Genomic DNA, 15991 nt, shown 5'->3' with positions numbered 1-15991 from the left:
AGCTCAGAGCGACGGCCATTTCTGGCCGTCGCCGCGACGCCAGTCCCGGCGGCGGTCCCCGCCGACGGCACCTCACCCATCCGCGAACACCTTCCGCATCACGATCGCGTCGACCCCGTCGGGCTGGTAGTACCGCGGCCGCACGGCGATGCGGGCGAAGCCGTGGCGCACGTAGAGCGCCTCGGCGCCCGGGTTGTCCGCGCGCACCTCGAGGAAGACCTCGGCGGCGCCGCGCGCCCGGGCCGCCCCGAGCAGCTGCTCGACGAGCACCGTGCCGATGCCGAGCCGGCGGTGGGTCCCGTCCACCGCGATGGTCTGGATGTCGGCCTGCTCGGCGCCCGCCGGCGCGCTGAGACCCGCGTAGGCGACGACCTCCTCGCCCGACTCGACCACGAGGTAGGCGGTGTGCGGGCTCGCGAGCTCGGCGGCCATCATGTCGCGGCTCCAGGCATCGGTCGGGAACGTCGCCGTCTCGAGCGCCATGATCGCGTCGAGGTCGGCGAACTCGGCATCGCGCAGCCGGATGCCCGCCCCGCGCCCCGCGTCGGCCCCGGTCATCCGGTCACCCGCTTCGGGCTCGACAGGGTCACATCGGGAGCGCGCAGATACAGCGGCGCCGCCTCGGGCAGCCGGATGCCGGCGGCGAGCCGCGCCTGCGCCACCCGCGCGAGCTCGACGGCGGGGATCTCGGCGACCTCGAACGCCGGCACGTCGTGCGCGGGAACGAAGGCCGCGCGGGCGATGAGATGGGGCGGCTCGAGCACGACGGGCACGGGCAGCTGCGCCGTGTAGACGGTGACGGCGACCTCGCGACGGCGGGCGTCGGTGACGACGGCGAAGCGTCCGGCGGCGACGCCCCCGACCACCTGCGCGAGGGCGACCGCGTCGTGGCTCGGCACCGCGTGCAGGGGCAGGCCGCGGGCGAGCGCCACGGCGCGGGCGGCGGCGATCCCGACGCGCAGGCCGGTGAACGGGCCCGGGCCGATGCCGGCGACGACGCCCGTGAGCGCAGCCCCCCCGGCGTGCGCGGCGCCGGCGTGCGCAACCCCGGCGTGCGCAACCCCGGCCTCGGCGAGCACCTCGGCGAGGAACGGGCCGATGACCTCGGCGTGCCGGCGCGTGTCGGGGGTGGAGCGGGAGGCGAGCATCCGGCCGTCGTCGTCGACGATCGCGACCGCCGTGCCCGCGGAGGTGTCAATCGCCAGCAGCATGCAACCAGCCTAGGTCGGCCCAGCGCTCGCCGATGCCCGCGATGACGACCTCGCGGGGCTCGATCGGAGCCTCGTCGGGGTCGCTCGGCCCTCCGTCGGAGGGCACCGCGGCACCCGCGCCCGTGGGCCGCACGATCGTGATGCTCAGCCACTCGTCGACGAGGTGCTCGAGCAGCCCCGCGCCCCATTCCACGACGGCGATCGAGCCGGCGAAGTCGATGTCGAGGTCGTCGAGCTCGGCCGCATCGCCCAGCCGGTAGGCGTCGACGTGCACGAGCGGGGCTCCCCCGCCCTCGCGCGGGTGGGTGCGGGCGAGCACGAAGGTGGGGCTCGTGACCGTTCCGCGCACCCCGAGCGCCGCTCCGAGCCCGCGGGTGAACGTGGTCTTGCCCGCCCCCAGCTCGCCCGTCAGCAGCACGGCGTCGCCGGCGCGCAGCTCGCGCGCGATGAGGGCGCCGAGGGCCTCCATCGCCTCCGGGTCGGCGATGCGCAGCCGGATGCTCATGCCCGCGTCCTCGTCACGCGGCGACCGATCCGCGTGACGATCTCGTAGCCGATCGTGCCGGCCGCATCCGCCCAGTGCTCGGCGCTCGGCTCGCCCCTGGCCGGATCGCCGAAGAGCACCGCGCGATCGCCCGCCTGCACGGGGTGCTCGCCGACGTCGACGACGAGCTGATCCATCGCGATGCGCGCCACGACGGGGAACGTGCGCCCGTTGATGAGCACGGGGGCGTGCTCCGCCGCACGGGGCACGCCGTCGGCGTAGCCGAGCGGCACGAGCGCGAGCGTCGACGACGCCGACGTGCGCAGGCGGTAGCCGTACGAGACCCCGCTGCCCGCGGGAACCCGCTTGACCGCCGCGACCGCGGCGCTCAGCTGCATGGCCGGGCGCAGCTCCAGGCCGCGGTGGTGCGGGGCCGGCGGCAGGCCGTAGAGGGCGATGCCGGCGCGCACCATGTCGTAGCGGCTCTCGGGCAGGTCGAGCGCCGCGCCCGAGGCGGCGAGATGGCGGATGCCCGGCTCGAGGCCGTGCGCGCGCAGAGCATCCAGGAACCGCTCGAAGGCCGCGATCTGCGCGCGGTCGTCGTCGGGGCTCGTGCCGGAGACGTGGCTGAAGACGCCCTCCAGACGCACGGCGCCGGATCGCACCAGGGTCGCCGTGCGCTCGAGCAGCACCCCCCACTCCGCCTCGACGGCTCCGTTGCGGCTGAGCCCGGTGTCCGCCTTGAGGTGCACGGCCGGCCGGTGCCCGGCGGCGGCGACGCGGTCGAGCTGGGCGAGGGAGCTCACGCCGATCGCGATGCCCGACTCGAGGGCCGGCTCGAGATCGCCGGCGGGGTCGAGCAGCCAGGCGAGCACGGGGGCGTCGATGCCCGCGGCGCGCAGCTCGAGCGCCTCGACGACGTCGGCGACCCCGAGGTGATCGGCGCCCGCCTCGAGGGCCGCGCGTGCGGCGGTCACGGCGCCGTGCCCGTAGCCGTCGGCCTTCACCACCGCCATCAGGTGACGGCTCGGCGCGAGGCGGCGCAGCAGGGCGACGTTGTGGGCGATGGCCTCGATCGAGATGCGCGCCTCGCGGAACGGGCGGGCGGTCATCGCGCGGCCGCCTCCGGGGCGCCCGCGGTCTCGGCGATCACGAACGCGGTGGCGATGCCCGCGTCGTGCGACATCGACACGTGGATGCGCGCGATCCCGCGGGCGGCCGCGATCTCGGCGGCGCGCCCGGCCAGCGCAAAGTCGGGGTCGCCATCGTCGCCGGCGACGACCGCCATGTCGTGCCACCGCACGCCGTCGGTCTGCCCGAGCGCCTTGAGCAGCGCCTCCTTCGCGGCGAACCGCCCGGCGAGCGAGCGCAGGGGCAGCTCGCGCTCCCCCTCGGTGAACAGGCGGGCGCGCAGGCCGGGAGTGCGGGTGAGCGCGCGCTCGAAGCGGGCCAGGTCGACCACGTCGACGCCGATGCCCGCGATCACGACCGCGCCCCGACCCGCATCAGCCGTCGCTACTCAACCGTGACGGACTTCGCCAGGTTGCGCGGCTGGTCGACGTCGAGACCCTTCGCGGCCGCGAGCTCCATGCCGAAGATGTGCAGCGGCACGACGGCGAGCAGCGGCTCGAAGAAGCGCGATGCCAGCGGGATGCGGATGACCTCGTCGGCGTGCGGCAGCACCGCGACGTCGCCGGCCTCGGCGATCGCGATGACGCGCGCGCCGCGGGCGCGGATCTCCTGGATGTTCGAGACGACCTTGGCGTGCAGCGAGTTCTCGTCGCGCGGGCTCGGAACGATCACGAACACGACCTGCCCCGGCTCGATGAGCGCGATCGGCCCGTGCTTGAGCTCGCCCGCGGCGAAGCCCTCGGCGTGGATGTAGGCGAGCTCCTTGAGCTTGAGCGCGCCCTCGAGGGCGACGGGGTAGCCGACGTGCCGGCCGAGGAAGAGCACCGAGCGGGTGTCGGCCATCCAGCCCGCGAGCTCGCGGATGCGCTCGCCGTTCGCGAGCACGTCGGTGAGCTTCTCCGGCACCGACTGCAGCTCCGCGACGAGCTCGCGGGCGGCCTCCGGGGTGAGCGTGCCGCGCACCTGCCCGAGCTGCAGCCCGAAGAGGTACGTGGCGGTGATCTGCGCGACGAAGGCCTTCGTCGAGGCGACGGCCACCTCGGGGCCGGCGTGGGTGTAGACGATCGCGTCGGACTCGCGCGGGATCGTGGCGCCCTGGGTGTTGCAGATCGAGAGGGTGCGAGCCCCCTGCTCACGGGCGTACTTGACGGCCATGAGGGTGTCCATCGTCTCGCCCGACTGGCTGATGGAGACGACGAGGGTGTTCGGCGAGAGCACCGGCTCGCGGTAGCGGAACTCGTGCGCGAGCTCGACGTCGACCGGCACGCGGGCCCACTGCTCGATCGCGTACTTGCCGACCATACCGGCGTAGGCGGCCGTGCCGCAGGCGATGATGATGATGCGGTCGATCGCGCGCATGGTGTCGTCGTCGAGGCCGGCGAGCTCGGGGATGCGCACGAGGCCGTCCTCGACGCGGCCGAGGATGGTCTTCGCGACGGCCTCGGGCTCCTCGCTGATCTCCTTCGCCATGAAGCTCGACCAGCCGCCCTTCTCGGCGGCGGAGGCGTCCCAGTTCACCTCGAAGGTCTTCGTCTCGACGGGGTTGCCGTGGAAGTCGACGACCTCGACGGAGCCCGGGCGGATGGTGACGAGCTGATCCTGGCCGATCTCCATCGCGTGGCGCGTGAACTCGACGAAGGCGGCGACGTCGGAGCCGAGGAAGTTCTCGCCCTCGCCCAGCCCGATGACGAGCGGCGAGTTGCGGCGAGCGCCGACGACGACATCGGGGGCGTCAGCGTGCACCGCGAGCAGGGTGAAGGCGCCCTCGAGCCGGCCGACTACCTGCAGCATGGCGGTCGTGAGGTCTCCGGTGGCGCGGTAGGCATCCCCGACGAGCAGCGCGGCGACCTCGGAGTCGGTCTCGGAGGAGAAGGTGTGCCCGGCAGCGGCCAGCTCGGCCTTGAGCTCGCCGAAGTTCTCGATGATGCCGTTGTGGATGAGCGCGAGCTTGCCCGCGTCACCGAGGTGCGGGTGCGCGTTCTCGTCGGTGGGCCCGCCGTGGGTCGCCCACCGGGTGTGGCCGATGCCCGTGGTGCCGCGCGAGAGCGGGGTCGCCTCGAGGTCATCGCGCAGCACGCCGAGCTTGCCCGCGTGCTTGCGGGTGTCGAGAGTGCCGTCGGCGTCGATGACGGCCACGCCCGCCGAGTCGTAGCCCCGGTACTCCAGGCGCTTCAGACCGCCGAGCAGCACATCGACGCTGGCTCGGGTTCCGACGTATCCCACGATTCCGCACATGAGAGGTGATTCTACGGCTCGGCTCCGGCGCCCGACGATTCGGGCGGCCCGCCGCGCGAGGGCGCGGGCCCGGTCAGGGGTACTGTGGGGCGGATGTCCGAGGCCAGCGCGGTGCGCGAATCAAGTCCCCGCGACCAGAGCCCCTTCGTCGAGATCGACCGGGCCCGCTGGTCAGCCCTCGCCCCGGCGACGCCGCACCCGCTCGACGAGCGCGAGCTCGTGCAGCTGCGCGGCCTCGGCGATCAGCTCGACCTGCGCGAGGTGGAAGAGGTCTACCAGCCGCTGAGCAAGCTGCTGAGCCTCTACGCCGTCGGCGCTCGCCAGCTGCACACCGCGACCCGGGCGTTCCTCGGCGACGGTCGGCCGCACACGCCCTTCGTCATCGGCGTCGCCGGCTCCGTCGCCGTCGGCAAGTCGACGATCGCGCGCCTGCTGCGCGAGCTGCTCTCCCGCTGGGAGGACACTCCCCGGGTCGAGCGCGTCACGACCGACGGCTTCCTGCTGCCGACGGCCGAGCTGTCGCGGCGCGGCATCCTGCACCGCAAGGGCTTCCCCGAGTCGTACGACCGCCGTGCGCTGCTGCGCTTCGTCTCCCGCATCAAGGCGGGAGCCGAGGAGGTGCGCGCGCCGGTCTACTCGCACCTCACGTACGACCGGGTGCCGAACGCCGAGATCATCGTGCGCCGCCCCGACATCCTCATCGTCGAGGGCCTCAATGTGCTGCAGCCCCCGGGGCCCGGCGCCTCGCTGGCCGTGAGCGACCTCTTCGACTTCACGATCTACGTCGACGCGCGCACGAGCGACATCGCCCAGTGGTACGAGGATCGCTTCCTCGCCCTGCAGCGCGGCGCGTTCACCGATCCGCGCAGCTACTTCCACCGGTACGCGGCGCTCGATCACGACGAGGCGGTGCGCAAGGCGCGCGAGATCTGGCGCGAGATCAACGAGCCCAACCTCGTGCAGAACATTCTGCCCACGCGGGCGCGGGCCTCGCTCGTGCTGCGCAAGGAGCGCGATCACGCCGTCTCGACGGTGCTGCTGCGCAAGATCTGATCGATCCGACGAGGCGGCGCGGGATGCCCGGCTCCGCTCGGCTCAGACGGCGAGCTGCTCGCGCACGACCCCGACGAGCCGCTCGGCCACGGCCTGCGCGGTCGCCTCGTCGGCGGCCTCGACCATGACGCGCACCATCGGCTCGGTGCCGCTCGCCCGTAGCAGCACGCGCCCGGTGCGCCCGAGCTCGGCCTCGGCCTCGGCGACCGCGGCGGCGATGACCGAGTGCCCGTCGAGCGCCGTGCGATCGACGCCGCGCACGTTGATGAGCACCTGCGGGAAGACCGTCATGATCGAGGCGAGCTCCGCGAGGGTCCTGCCCGTCCGCGACATCTCGGCCGCGATCTGCAGCCCGGAGAGGATGCCGTCGCCGGTCGTGGCGTGATCGCTGAAGATGATGTGACCGCTCTGCTCGCCCCCGAGGCTCAGCCCGTGGGCGGCGAGCGCCTCGAGCACGTAGCGGTCGCCGACCTTCGTCTCGACCATCCGGATCCCGTGCTCCGCCATCGCGAGCTTGAGACCCAGGTTGCTCATGACGGTGGCGGCGAGCGTGTCGTGCGCGAGCAGTCCGCGCTGCTTCATCGACACGGCGAGGATCGCCATGATCCGGTCGCCGTCGACGACCCGACCCTGGGCATCCACCGCGAGGCAGCGGTCGGCGTCGCCGTCGTGAGCGATGCCGAGATCGGCGCCGAGGGCGACGACCGCCTCCTGCAGCTTGGTGAGATGCGTCGACCCGACCCCGTCGTTGATGTTGAGGCCGTCGGGCTCGGCGCCCATGACGGTCACCTCGGCTCCCGCGTCGACGAAGGCCTGCGGGGAGATAGCGGCGGCCGCGCCGTGCGCGCAGTCGAGCACGACGTGCAGGCCGTCGAGGCGCACGTCGAGCGTGCCCAGCAGGTGCAGGATGTAGCGGTCCTCCGCGTCGGCGAAGCGGCGGATGCGACCGACGCCGGCCCCGGTCGGAGCGAGCTTGGGGCGATCGAGCGCCTCCTCGATCCGGTCCTCGACCTCGTCGGGCAGCTTCGTGCCGCCGAGCGAGAAGAACTTGATGCCGTTGTCGGGCGCCGGGTTGTGCGAGGCCGAGATCATCACGCCGAAGTCGGCGCCGATGTCGCCCACGAGGAACGCGGCGGCCGGAGTCGGGATGACGCCCGCGTCGAGCACGTCGATGCCCGAGGAGGCGAGCCCGGCGGCGACGGCTGCCCCGAGGAACTCGCCGGAGACCCGGGGGTCGCGAGCGAGGATGGCGCGCGGGCGCTTGCCCTGCGCGCGGAGATCCTCCGCGTGGCGCCCCTTCGTGAGCACGATCGCGGCCGCCTGGGCGAGGCCGAGGGCCAGGCCGGCGGTGAGTTCACCGTTGGCCAGCCCCCGGACCCCGTCCGTGCCGAAGAGTTGACCCAATAGGTCAGCCTCGTCCGGCTAGCGCTTCGAGTACTGAGGAGCCTTGCGGGCCTTCTTGAGACCGGCCTTCTTGCGCTCGATGACGCGGGCGTCACGAGTGAGGAAGCCGGCCTTCTTGAGGGTCGCACGGTTGTTCTCGCGGTCGATCTCGTTGAGCGCGCGCGCGATGGCGAGGCGCAGGGCGCCCGCCTGGCCGGAGGGGCCGCCGCCGGTGATCTTCGCCGTCACGTCGTAGCCGCCCGCGAGCTGCAGGATCGTGAAGGGGTCGTTGATCAGCTGCTGGTGCAGCTTGTTCGGGAAGTAGTCCTCGAGCGTGCGCCCGTTCACCGTGAAGGTGCCGGAGCCCGGGACGAGGCGCGCGCGGGCGATGGCCTGCTTGCGCCGGCCGACGGCCGCACCGGAGACGGTGAGGGCCGGGCGGGGGGTCGCGGCAGCGGGAGCTGCCGACGACTCGGTCGTGTAGCTCTCGGGAGCCACGTCAGTGCTGGTGTCGTTCGCCACGATGGTGATCCTTAGAGTCTGCGGGCCGCTACTGGGCGACCTGGTCGAGGGTGTAGGTCTTGGGCTGCTGCGCCGCGTGGGGGTGCTCGGCACCCGCGTAGACCTTGAGCTTCTTGATCTGGGCGCGGCCCAGCGAGTTCTTCGGCAGCATGCCGCGGATGGCCTTCTCGACCGTGCGCTCGGGGTTCTTCTCGAGCATCTCGGCGTACGAGGTGGCCGTGAGGCCGCCCGGGTAGCCCGAGTGGCGGTACGCCATCTTCTGGGTGAGCTTCGATCCCGTCAGCGCGACCTTGTCGGCGTTGATGATGATGACGAAGTCGCCCATGTCCATGTGCTGGGCGAAGGTGGCCTTGTGCTTGCCGCGGAGGAGCGCGGCGGCGTGGCTGGCCAGACGGCCGAGGACGACATCGGTTGCATCGATGACGACCCAGTCGTGCTGAACATCAGCAGGCTTGGGGCTGAAAGTGCGCGTCACAGTACGTGCTTTCTTGTCGAGGAGTTCGTGAATCCCGCTCCGGGGGCTGTTCTCGCGCGGATCGCGCGGAACCACCTGGTGGAGGGCTCAACCGGATGCCTGCCGACGGCGGACACCAAAGAGCGAGACTACGGCACGCCCGCCCGCCGGTCAATTCGCGGGGGATGCCCCGCCCGCGCTCGTCGCCGGCTCCCGCCGGGCCCGCGTCTGCGCGGCGCGCGCCGCGAGCTCCTCATCCGCGGGGTAGGCGATCTCGGCGAGGGTCAGCCCCTTCGCCGGAACGACCGCCACGTCGTTCGAGCGCTCCGCCCGCGCCCGCACCTCCTGCACCCTGTCGGCGTCGATGCGCCCGAGCCCGACGGCGATGGCCGCGCCGACGAGCGACCGCACCATCGAGTGGCAGAAGGCGTCGGCGCGCACGTGGCCGATCAGCACCCCCTCGTCGCTCCGGCTCCAGGAGTAGTCGAGCAGGGTGCGGATGGTCGTCGATCCCGGTCGGGGCTTGCAGAAGGCCGCGAAGTCGTGCAGGCCGGTCAGTGCGCGCGAGGCGGCGTCCATGGCCTCCCCGTCGAGCACGCCGGAGTGCCAGAGCGTGTGGTTCCGCCGGCGCGGATCGCGCTCGGCCGCCTCGTCCGCGATGCGGTACTCGTACCGCCGCCAGATCGCTGAGAACCGGGCGTCGAACCCCTCCGGCGCCCGGGTCACCGCGCGCACGACCACATCCCCGGCGCCGCCGGCGAGGCCGTTGAGCCGCCGGGCGAGGGCGACCTCGGGCGTGAGAGCGGCGAGATGCCCCCCGCGGCGCGGCCCGACGAGCGAAGCCCACTGCGCCGGGCTGAGATCGACGTGCGCGACCTGATGGGCGGCGTGCACCCCCGCGTCGGTGCGGCCGGCCACGGTCAGCGTCGGAGGATCGGGCACGCCGTCACGGCCGCGCAGCACGGTCGCGAGCGCCGACTCGAGCTCGCCCTGCACGGTGCGCAGCCCCGGCTGACGCGCCCATCCCGAGAACGCCGACCCGTCGTACCCGAGGTCGAGTCGAAGCCGCACGTTCTCCACGAAGGAGGAGTCTACGGCGCGGCCGGTTTGACCTCGCGAGCCTCGAGGGCGACCCTGGAGGGGCGATGAGCAGCAGTCCCGCGACACCCCGTACCGATGCCCGGGTCCGCCTTCCCGGTCTCGACGGGGTGCGGGCCCTCGCCGTCGTGCTCGTGCTCGGCTACCACCTCATCCCGGGCCTCGCGACGGGCGGTTTCGTCGGGGTCGACGTGTTCCTCGTCGTGAGCGGCTACCTCATCACCGCGCTGCTGCTCGCCGAGCACGCGCGCGAGGGGAGCATCCGCCTCGGACGGTTCTGGGCCCGCCGCGCCCGCCGCCTGCTGCCCGCGCTCGCCCTCGTCGTCGGGGCGAGCGCCGGCGTCGCCGCCCTCATCGGCGGCGACGTGCTCGTGGGCATCGACTGGCAGCTGCTCGGCGCGGCGACCTTCTCCAGCAACTGGTTCGCGATCGCGCAGGGCGCGAGCTACCTCGACCAGACCAGCCCCGAACTGCTGCGGCACCTCTGGTCGCTCGCCGTCGAGGAGCAGTTCTACCTGCTCTGGCCGCTCGCCCTCACCGGCCTCATCCTGCTGCCCCGCCGATGGATGCGCGTCGCCGTCCCCGCCGCGCTCGCCATCGCGTCCGCGGCCGCCATGGCGCTCGTCGCGGGCGACCCCGCGACCCGGGGCGCCGCCGCCAGCACGGCGTACTTCTCCACGCTCACGCACGGTTTCGGGCTGCTCGTCGGCGCCGCACTCGCGCTCGCCCGTCGGCCGCTCGCCCGGCCGGCCGATCGCGCGGCCGGGCGCATCCCCGCCGGCGTCGCCGATGCCGCGGCGATCGCCGCCGCGACCGGCATCATCGTGCTCGCGAGCGCTCTCACCATCAGCAGCGCCCCCGCGTACCGGGGCGGGATGCTCGCGGTCGTCGCGCTCACCGCCCTCCTGCTGCTCGCCCTCGACCACCCCGGCAGCCGCATCGCTCCCCTCATCGACCGCGGGCCGGCGGGCTGGACGGGCGAGCGCTCCTACGGCCTCTACCTCTGGCACTGGCCGGTCGTGGTACTGCTGAGCGCCGCGCTTCCGGGCATCGACCGCACCGGGGCGAGCGGGTGGATGCTCGGCCTGCTCGCCCTCGCGATCTCGCTGCCGCTCGCCGCGGGCTCGTACCGCTGGCTCGAGCAGCCCGTGCGGCGCCACGGGCTCGCCGGGCTCGGGCTCGCCCGCCGCCCGACCCTCGCGCCCTCCCCCGCCGGCAGCCCCGCCCCAGCGGATCGAGCGGGCGCACGGCGCCGCTGGGCGGCTCCCGTCGCGGTCGCCGCGGCGAGCGCCCTGCTGCTCGCCGGCACGACCGCCGCGGTCGTGCGGGCGCCCGCCGAGTCGCAGGCCGCGGCCGCCATCCTCGCCGGCCAGACGGCTCTCGACGAGCTCGGGCGGCAGCCGACGGCGACCGTGCCGCCGGAGCCCGTGGTCGTGACCGCTCCGACCCCCGAGCCCACTGCGCCGGCCGGGGAGGAGATGATCGCGATCGGCGACTCGGTCATGCTCGCCTCGGCGCCCGCCCTGCAGGAGCGGTTCCCGGGCATCCTCATCGACGCCGCCGTCTCGCGCCAGATGCGCGCCGCCCCCGAGCTGCTGCGCGGCTACGCCGCCGCGGGAGAGCTCCGACCCACCGTGGTGCTCGGGCTCGGCACGAACGGCCCCATCGATGCGGCGACGCTCGAGGAGGTGCGGCGCATCATCGGCCCCTCGCGCACCCTCGTGCTCGTGAGCGCGCAGGCCCCCCGCGACTGGACCCCGGGGGTCAACGGCGAGCTCACGAGCTTCGCGTCCCGGTTCCGCGCCGTCGAGCTGGCCGATTGGCGCTCGGCGATCGAGCCCCAGCTCACGCTGCTCGCTGGCGACCAGATCCACCCGGGCAGCGCCGGGGCGCGCATCTACGCCGACGCCGTCGAAGGCGCGGTGCTGCGGCTGACGGCGCTCCCCCGGTTCCAGGACTACCTGGTCGATCTGCAACAGGAGCGCTGACCCGCACCACCCGCGGCCGATCCGTCTCAGTACTCGATGGAGTAGGCGACGTCGCGATCGGTGGCGGCGAAGCCGAGACGCTGGTAGACCCCGAGGGCCCCCGTCGGGTTCTCGGTGTCGACGTCGAGCACGCAGCGCTCGAGCCCCTGCCGCCGCGAGACGTCCATCACCTCCGCGAGGAGCGCTCCGGCGAGCCCCCGCCCGCGGTGCTCGCGCACCGTGCCGACGAGGCCGACGTAGCTGCTCGAGAAGCCCTGGCGGCTCCAGTCCTCCTCGTTGACCTCGACGGTCGCGAAGCCCACGACCTCCTCCCCGAGGAGAGCGACGCGGCTGAGATCGGCACGGAAGCTCGGCAGGCCCACCATCGACTCCCACGCCTCGGCGACCACGGGCTGACTCCCCCAGTGGTCCGCGAACGCGGCGTTCTTGGCGAGACGCACGCGCTCGCTCAGCTCGGCGCTGAAGGGCACGGTGCGCACGCCCTCGGGCAGAGGCCGATCCGGTCGCTCGGAGTCGAGCGGCGCCTCGAGGGTCGTGAAGTACCGGGCGGCGGCGAAGCCGGCGGCCTGCAGCAGCGCACCGTGCTCGGGAGAGCGGTCGGCGGCGTAGGAGAGCAGCCAGCCGGGCATCCGATGCTCGCTCGACGACAGCCGCTCGCGGCCGCGCGCGAGCTGCCAGTCGAGCATCGCTCGGCCCAGCCCTCGGCCGCGGTGATCGGGGTGCACGCCGCCGTGCAGGAAGACGCGGACGATCGACTCGGGCTCCGGCGTCTCGACGACGGTGCCGTGCGCGATCATCGTGCCCGCGGCGTCCTCCGCGACGACCGTGTCGCGCTCCAGCTCGACCCAGCGCTGGGCGAGCGCCTCCTCGACCTCGTCGAGCGTCTCGCTCCACGCCGGGTGATCCCGCGTGCTCATGGCCGCCAGGAGCTCGGCGATCGCCGGGGCGTCCTCGGCGACGGCCGGGCGCCACCGCACCCCCGGCGGACCTGCCGGCAGCGTGACCGCACCAGGATGCGGCACGCGGTCCCGGAGCGGGGTCGTCAGCTCGGGGAGAGGCGGCAGCGGCACGGTCATGGCACACAAGCGTAGGGCCCCACCCGTGACGGATGGGGCCCTGCGGTCGCGCGGTGCGCGGTACTACTTGCTCGACTCCTCGGAAGCCGACTCCTCGGTCGCCGCGTCGTCAGCGGTGGTCTCCTCGACCACCACCTCCTCGGTCTCCTCGGTGGTGGGCTCCTCGGCGGGCGCCTCCTCGGCGGCCGGCGCAGCGGCGGCAGCCGCAGCAGCCGTCTTCTTCGCCGACTTCGGCTTCGGGTTCACCGGCTCGAGAACGAGCTCGATGACCGCCATGGGAGCGTTGTCGCCCTTGCGGTAGCCCGTCTTCACGATGCGGGTGTAGCCGCCCTCGCGCTCGGCCATGAGCGGCGCGATCTCGGTGAAGAGCTCGTGCACGGCGCTCTTGTCGCGGATGATCGTCATGACGCGACGACGGGCGTGCAGGTCGCCGCGCTTGGCGAAGGTCACGAGGCGCTCGGCGAGCGGACGCAGGCGCTTGGCCTTCGTCTCGGTCGTCGTGATGCGCTTGTGCGTGAACAGCGCCGTGGCGAGGTTCGCGAGCATGAGGCGCTCGTGCGCCGGGCCTCCTCCGAGGCGGGGACCCTTGGTGGGCTTAGGCATGATCAGTGTTCTCCAGTGTCAGGGGTTCTCGGGCTGTCGGGACGACGAGCCTCAGACGTAGTCGTCCTCGTTGCCGCCGTAGAAGTGCGCGCCATCGAAGCCGGGCACAGCATCCTTGAGCGACAGGCCCATCTCGACGAGCTTGTCCTTGACCTCGTCGACGGACTTCTGTCCGAAGTTGCGGATGTTCATGAGCTGCGTCTCCGACAGGGCGACGAGCTCGCTCACGGTGTTGATGCCCTCGCGCTTGAGGCAGTTGTAGCTGCGCACCGAGAGATCGAGATCCTCGATGGGCATCGACAGCTCGGTCGAGAGCACCGCGTCGACCGGCGCGGGGCCGATCTCGATGCCCTCGGCCTGCGTGTTGAGCTCGCGAGCGAGACCGAACAGCTCGACGAGCGTGCGGCCGGCCGAGGCGATGGCGTCGCGCGGGGTGATGGCGGGCTTCGACTCGACGTCGACCACGAGGCGGTCGAAGTCGGTGCGCTCACCGGCACGGGTGGCCTCGACGCGGTAGGTGACCTTGAGCACGGGCGAGTAGATCGAGTCGACCGGGATCTGACCGGCCTCGCTGAACTCGCTGCGGTTCTGGGTCGCGCTGACGTAGCCGCGGCCGCGCTCGATGGTGAGCTCGAGCTCGAACTTCGCCGTGTCGTTGAGCGTCGCGATGACGAGCTCGGGGTTGTGGATCTCGACGCCGGCCGGAGCCGAGATGTCGGAGGCCGTGACCTCGCCGCTGCCGGTCTTGCGCAGGTAGGCGGTGATGGGCTCGTCGTGCTCGCTCGAGACGACCAGGTTCTTGATGTTGAGGATGATCTCGGTGACATCCTCCTTCACGCCCGGGATGGTGCTGAACTCGTGGAGCACGCCATCGATGCGGATGCTCGTGACCGCGGCACCCGGGATGGAGGAGAGGAGGGTGCGGCGGAGCGAGTTGCCGAGGGTGTAGCCGAAGCCGGGCTCGAGCGGCTCGATGATGAAGCGCGACCGGAACTCGGAGACGCTCTCCTCGGTCAGGGTGGGACGCTGTGCGATGAGCACTATGGATTCCTTTCGGCGAAGTGTCCGCTATATGACACTTGTGGCGCGACGAGTGGCTGGCTCGTCGAGTGTGTTGAGTTGTGAGGTCGTACGAGCGGCACGGGGCGCCGCCGGAGCGGTCGCACGGCGGAGGCGGTGACGCGCTCCGCCGTGCGACCGGACTGCGGTGCGACTAGACGCGGCGGCGCTTGGGCGGCCGGCAGCCGTTGTGCGCCTGCGGCGTCACATCGCTGATCGAGCCGACCTCGAGGCCGGCGGCCTGGAGCGAGCGGATCGCGGTCTCGCGGCCCGAGCCGGGGCCCTTGACGAAGACGTCGACCTTCTTCATGCCGTGCTCCTGCGCCTGGCGGGCGGCCGACTCGGCGGCCAGCTGAGCGGCGAAGGGGGTCGACTTGCGCGAACCCTTGAAGCCGACCTGGCCGGACGACGCCCAGCTGACGACGGCCCCGCTGGGGTCGGTGATCGACACGATGGTGTTGTTGAACGTCGACTTGATGTGGGCCTGGCCCACGGCGATGCTCTTCTTCTCTTTACGACGCGGCTTGCGAGCGGCCGACTTCGGTGCTGCCATGGTTTTCTCCTAGAACGAGGTCGAAGGGATGGTCGCGGGGTGACCCCGGGACTATCGCGCCTTCTTCTTGCCGGCGACGGTGCGCTTCGGGCCCTTGCGGGTGCGCGCGTTGGTCTTGGTGCGCTGACCGCGCACGGGCAGGCCGCGGCGGTGGCGGATGCCCTCGTAGGAGCCGATCTCGACCTTGCGGCGGATGTCGGCGGCGACCTCGCGGCGAAGATCGCCCTCGACCTTGAAGGTGCCTTCGATGTGGTCGCGCAGGCTGACGAGCTGGTCGTCGGTGAGGTCCTTCACGCGGATGTTGCGGTCGATCCCGGTGGCGTCGAGGGTCTGCACCGCACGGGTGCGGCCGACGCCGTAGATGTACGTCAGGGCGACTTCCACGCGCTTATCGCGCGGGATGTCGACTCCGGCAAGACGGGCCATGATGGCTCCTTCTGTGATGCGGGGAGGTGTGGAGCAGATCCGGTGCCCGAGCCTCCCGCTCGGGGTGTCCACCGCCGAAGCGGTCTAGTGGATCTGCCTGTGGTGAGTGTTCAGTTGTGGGGTCGTGCTGGCCGCACGCAGCGGCAGGGCGTCAGCCCTGGCGCTGCTTGTGGCGCGGGTTCTCGCAGATGACCATCACGTTGCCGTGACGACGGATCACCTTGCACTTGTCGCAGATGGGCTTGACGCTGGGGTTGACCTTCATGGTTCTTCCTTTGGGTTTCGCTGGCCTCGTGCGCCGGGTGGACTCCCGGGCCGTTCCTTGTGCAGCGGGCTCCCGTTACTTGTAGCGGTAGACGATCCGGCCGCGGGTCAGGTCGTAGGGGCTCAGCTCCACGATCACGCGGTCCTCCGGGAGGATGCGGATGTAGTGCTGACGCATCTTGCCCGAGATGTGGGCGAGCACCTTGTGTCCGTTGGTCAGCTCGACGCGGAACATGGCGTTGGGCAGTGCTTCAACCACTGCGCCCTCGATTTCGATGACACCGTCTTTTTTGGCCATAGCCTCTTCGTCGCTAAAAGTTGGGGATTCGCTGGTCGTGCGGTTCGATGGCACCTGTCGAAGGTCGCGTCAACTGCACGTCAGACGCGTTACGTCGACACGCCGAAGGCGTGCCGAAAGCACCAAGGGTCAAGCTTAGGTGATAGAGCGGGC

Annotated in this window: 19 protein-coding genes; 2 read left to right on the top strand and 17 right to left on the bottom strand. The window is 72.2% G+C overall.

The window, feature by feature from the left end:
- Positions 1-72: 72 nt before the first annotated feature.
- The 6 genes from rimI to glmS are packed head-to-tail and all read right to left on the bottom strand — an operon-like array spanning position 73 to position 5061.
- The gene (gene rimI, locus OVN18_RS06770; protein ID WP_267779965.1) at positions 73-558 is read right to left on the bottom strand and encodes a ribosomal protein S18-alanine N-acetyltransferase; all 486 of its coding nucleotides are present in this window, start codon (positions 556-558) and stop codon (positions 73-75) included.
- A complete protein-coding gene (gene tsaB / locus OVN18_RS06765; protein ID WP_267779964.1) occupies positions 555-1211 on the bottom strand; it encodes a tRNA (adenosine(37)-N6)-threonylcarbamoyltransferase complex dimerization subunit type 1 TsaB in 657 nt (218 codons plus the stop codon). Before tsaB ends, rimI begins: the two co-directional genes overlap by 4 nt.
- Positions 1195-1716, bottom strand: a complete 522-nt coding sequence (tsaE, locus tag OVN18_RS06760; RefSeq protein ID WP_267779963.1) for a tRNA (adenosine(37)-N6)-threonylcarbamoyltransferase complex ATPase subunit type 1 TsaE — start codon at positions 1714-1716, stop codon at positions 1195-1197. The genes tsaB and tsaE overlap by 17 nt, the downstream gene beginning before the upstream one ends.
- A complete protein-coding gene (gene alr, locus OVN18_RS06755) occupies positions 1713-2807 on the bottom strand; it encodes an alanine racemase (RefSeq protein WP_267779962.1) in 1095 nt (364 codons plus the stop codon). The genes tsaE and alr overlap by 4 nt, the downstream gene beginning before the upstream one ends.
- Positions 2804-3181 (bottom strand): holo-ACP synthase, encoded by a 378-nt coding sequence (locus tag OVN18_RS06750; RefSeq protein WP_267738876.1) that lies wholly within the window; start codon positions 3179-3181, stop codon positions 2804-2806. The genes alr and OVN18_RS06750 overlap by 4 nt, the downstream gene beginning before the upstream one ends.
- Before the next feature lie 29 nt (positions 3182-3210).
- Entirely contained in the window at positions 3211-5061 is a 1851-nt protein-coding gene (gene glmS, locus OVN18_RS06745) for a glutamine--fructose-6-phosphate transaminase (isomerizing) (RefSeq protein ID WP_267779960.1), read from the bottom strand.
- A 93-nt stretch (positions 5062-5154) separates the two neighbouring features.
- On the opposite strand from glmS, the gene coaA reads away from it, so the two are divergent.
- On the top strand, positions 5155-6114 hold the full coding sequence (gene coaA, locus OVN18_RS06740; protein ID WP_267738874.1) for a type I pantothenate kinase: 960 nt from the start codon (positions 5155-5157) through the stop codon (positions 6112-6114).
- 42 nt (positions 6115-6156) lie between these two features.
- Here the strand turns inward: coaA and glmM are convergent, their stop codons facing one another.
- The 4 genes from glmM to OVN18_RS06720 form a co-directional block, all read right to left on the bottom strand.
- Positions 6157-7518 carry a phosphoglucosamine mutase gene (glmM, locus tag OVN18_RS06735; protein ID WP_267779958.1) on the bottom strand — a complete coding sequence of 454 codons (1362 nt, stop codon included), beginning with the start codon at positions 7516-7518 and terminating at the stop codon, positions 6157-6159.
- Between the two features lie 18 nt (positions 7519-7536).
- On the bottom strand, positions 7537-7995 hold the full coding sequence (gene rpsI, locus OVN18_RS06730; RefSeq protein ID WP_407666079.1) for a 30S ribosomal protein S9: 459 nt from the start codon (positions 7993-7995) through the stop codon (positions 7537-7539).
- Positions 7996-8047: 52 nt separating this feature from the next.
- A complete protein-coding gene (gene rplM / locus OVN18_RS06725; protein ID WP_267738871.1) occupies positions 8048-8494 on the bottom strand; it encodes a 50S ribosomal protein L13 in 447 nt (148 codons plus the stop codon).
- Positions 8495-8644: 150 nt separating this feature from the next.
- Positions 8645-9544 (bottom strand): tRNA pseudouridine synthase A, encoded by a 900-nt coding sequence (locus OVN18_RS06720; protein WP_267782950.1) that lies wholly within the window; start codon positions 9542-9544, stop codon positions 8645-8647.
- A 74-nt stretch (positions 9545-9618) separates the two neighbouring features.
- On the opposite strand from OVN18_RS06720, the gene OVN18_RS06715 reads away from it, so the two are divergent.
- A complete protein-coding gene (locus OVN18_RS06715) occupies positions 9619-11559 on the top strand; it encodes an acyltransferase family protein (protein WP_267779957.1) in 1941 nt (646 codons plus the stop codon).
- Positions 11560-11585: 26 nt separating this feature from the next.
- Here OVN18_RS06715 and OVN18_RS06710 read toward each other — a convergent pair whose 3' ends face one another.
- From OVN18_RS06710 to infA, 7 genes are all read right to left on the bottom strand, one after another.
- Positions 11586-12635 carry a GNAT family N-acetyltransferase gene (locus tag OVN18_RS06710; protein ID WP_267779956.1) on the bottom strand — a complete coding sequence of 350 codons (1050 nt, stop codon included), beginning with the start codon at positions 12633-12635 and terminating at the stop codon, positions 11586-11588.
- A gap of 63 nt (positions 12636-12698) precedes the next feature.
- The gene (rplQ, locus tag OVN18_RS06705; RefSeq protein ID WP_267738868.1) at positions 12699-13238 is read right to left on the bottom strand and encodes a 50S ribosomal protein L17; all 540 of its coding nucleotides are present in this window, start codon (positions 13236-13238) and stop codon (positions 12699-12701) included.
- 51 nt (positions 13239-13289) lie between these two features.
- Positions 13290-14279, bottom strand: a complete 990-nt coding sequence (locus OVN18_RS06700) for a DNA-directed RNA polymerase subunit alpha (RefSeq protein ID WP_267738867.1) — start codon at positions 14277-14279, stop codon at positions 13290-13292.
- A gap of 172 nt (positions 14280-14451) precedes the next feature.
- Positions 14452-14850, bottom strand: a complete 399-nt coding sequence (gene rpsK, locus OVN18_RS06695; protein ID WP_100823513.1) for a 30S ribosomal protein S11 — start codon at positions 14848-14850, stop codon at positions 14452-14454.
- 51 nt (positions 14851-14901) lie between these two features.
- A complete protein-coding gene (gene rpsM, locus OVN18_RS06690; protein ID WP_168914936.1) occupies positions 14902-15276 on the bottom strand; it encodes a 30S ribosomal protein S13 in 375 nt (124 codons plus the stop codon).
- 151 nt (positions 15277-15427) lie between these two features.
- Positions 15428-15541, bottom strand: coding sequence for a 50S ribosomal protein L36 (gene rpmJ / locus OVN18_RS06685; protein ID WP_047561540.1), 114 nt, complete (start codon positions 15539-15541; stop codon positions 15428-15430).
- A gap of 75 nt (positions 15542-15616) precedes the next feature.
- Positions 15617-15838 (bottom strand): translation initiation factor IF-1, encoded by a 222-nt coding sequence (gene infA / locus OVN18_RS06680; protein WP_022883252.1) that lies wholly within the window; start codon positions 15836-15838, stop codon positions 15617-15619.
- Positions 15839-15991 lie beyond the last annotated feature (153 nt).

It is taken from the genome of Microcella daejeonensis, assembly GCF_026625045.1.
Taxonomy (GTDB): Bacteria; Actinomycetota; Actinomycetes; order Actinomycetales; family Microbacteriaceae; genus Microcella; species Microcella daejeonensis.
Note: the sequence above shows the minus strand (reverse complement) of the source record. Positions and strands in the feature narration are given on the sequence as shown.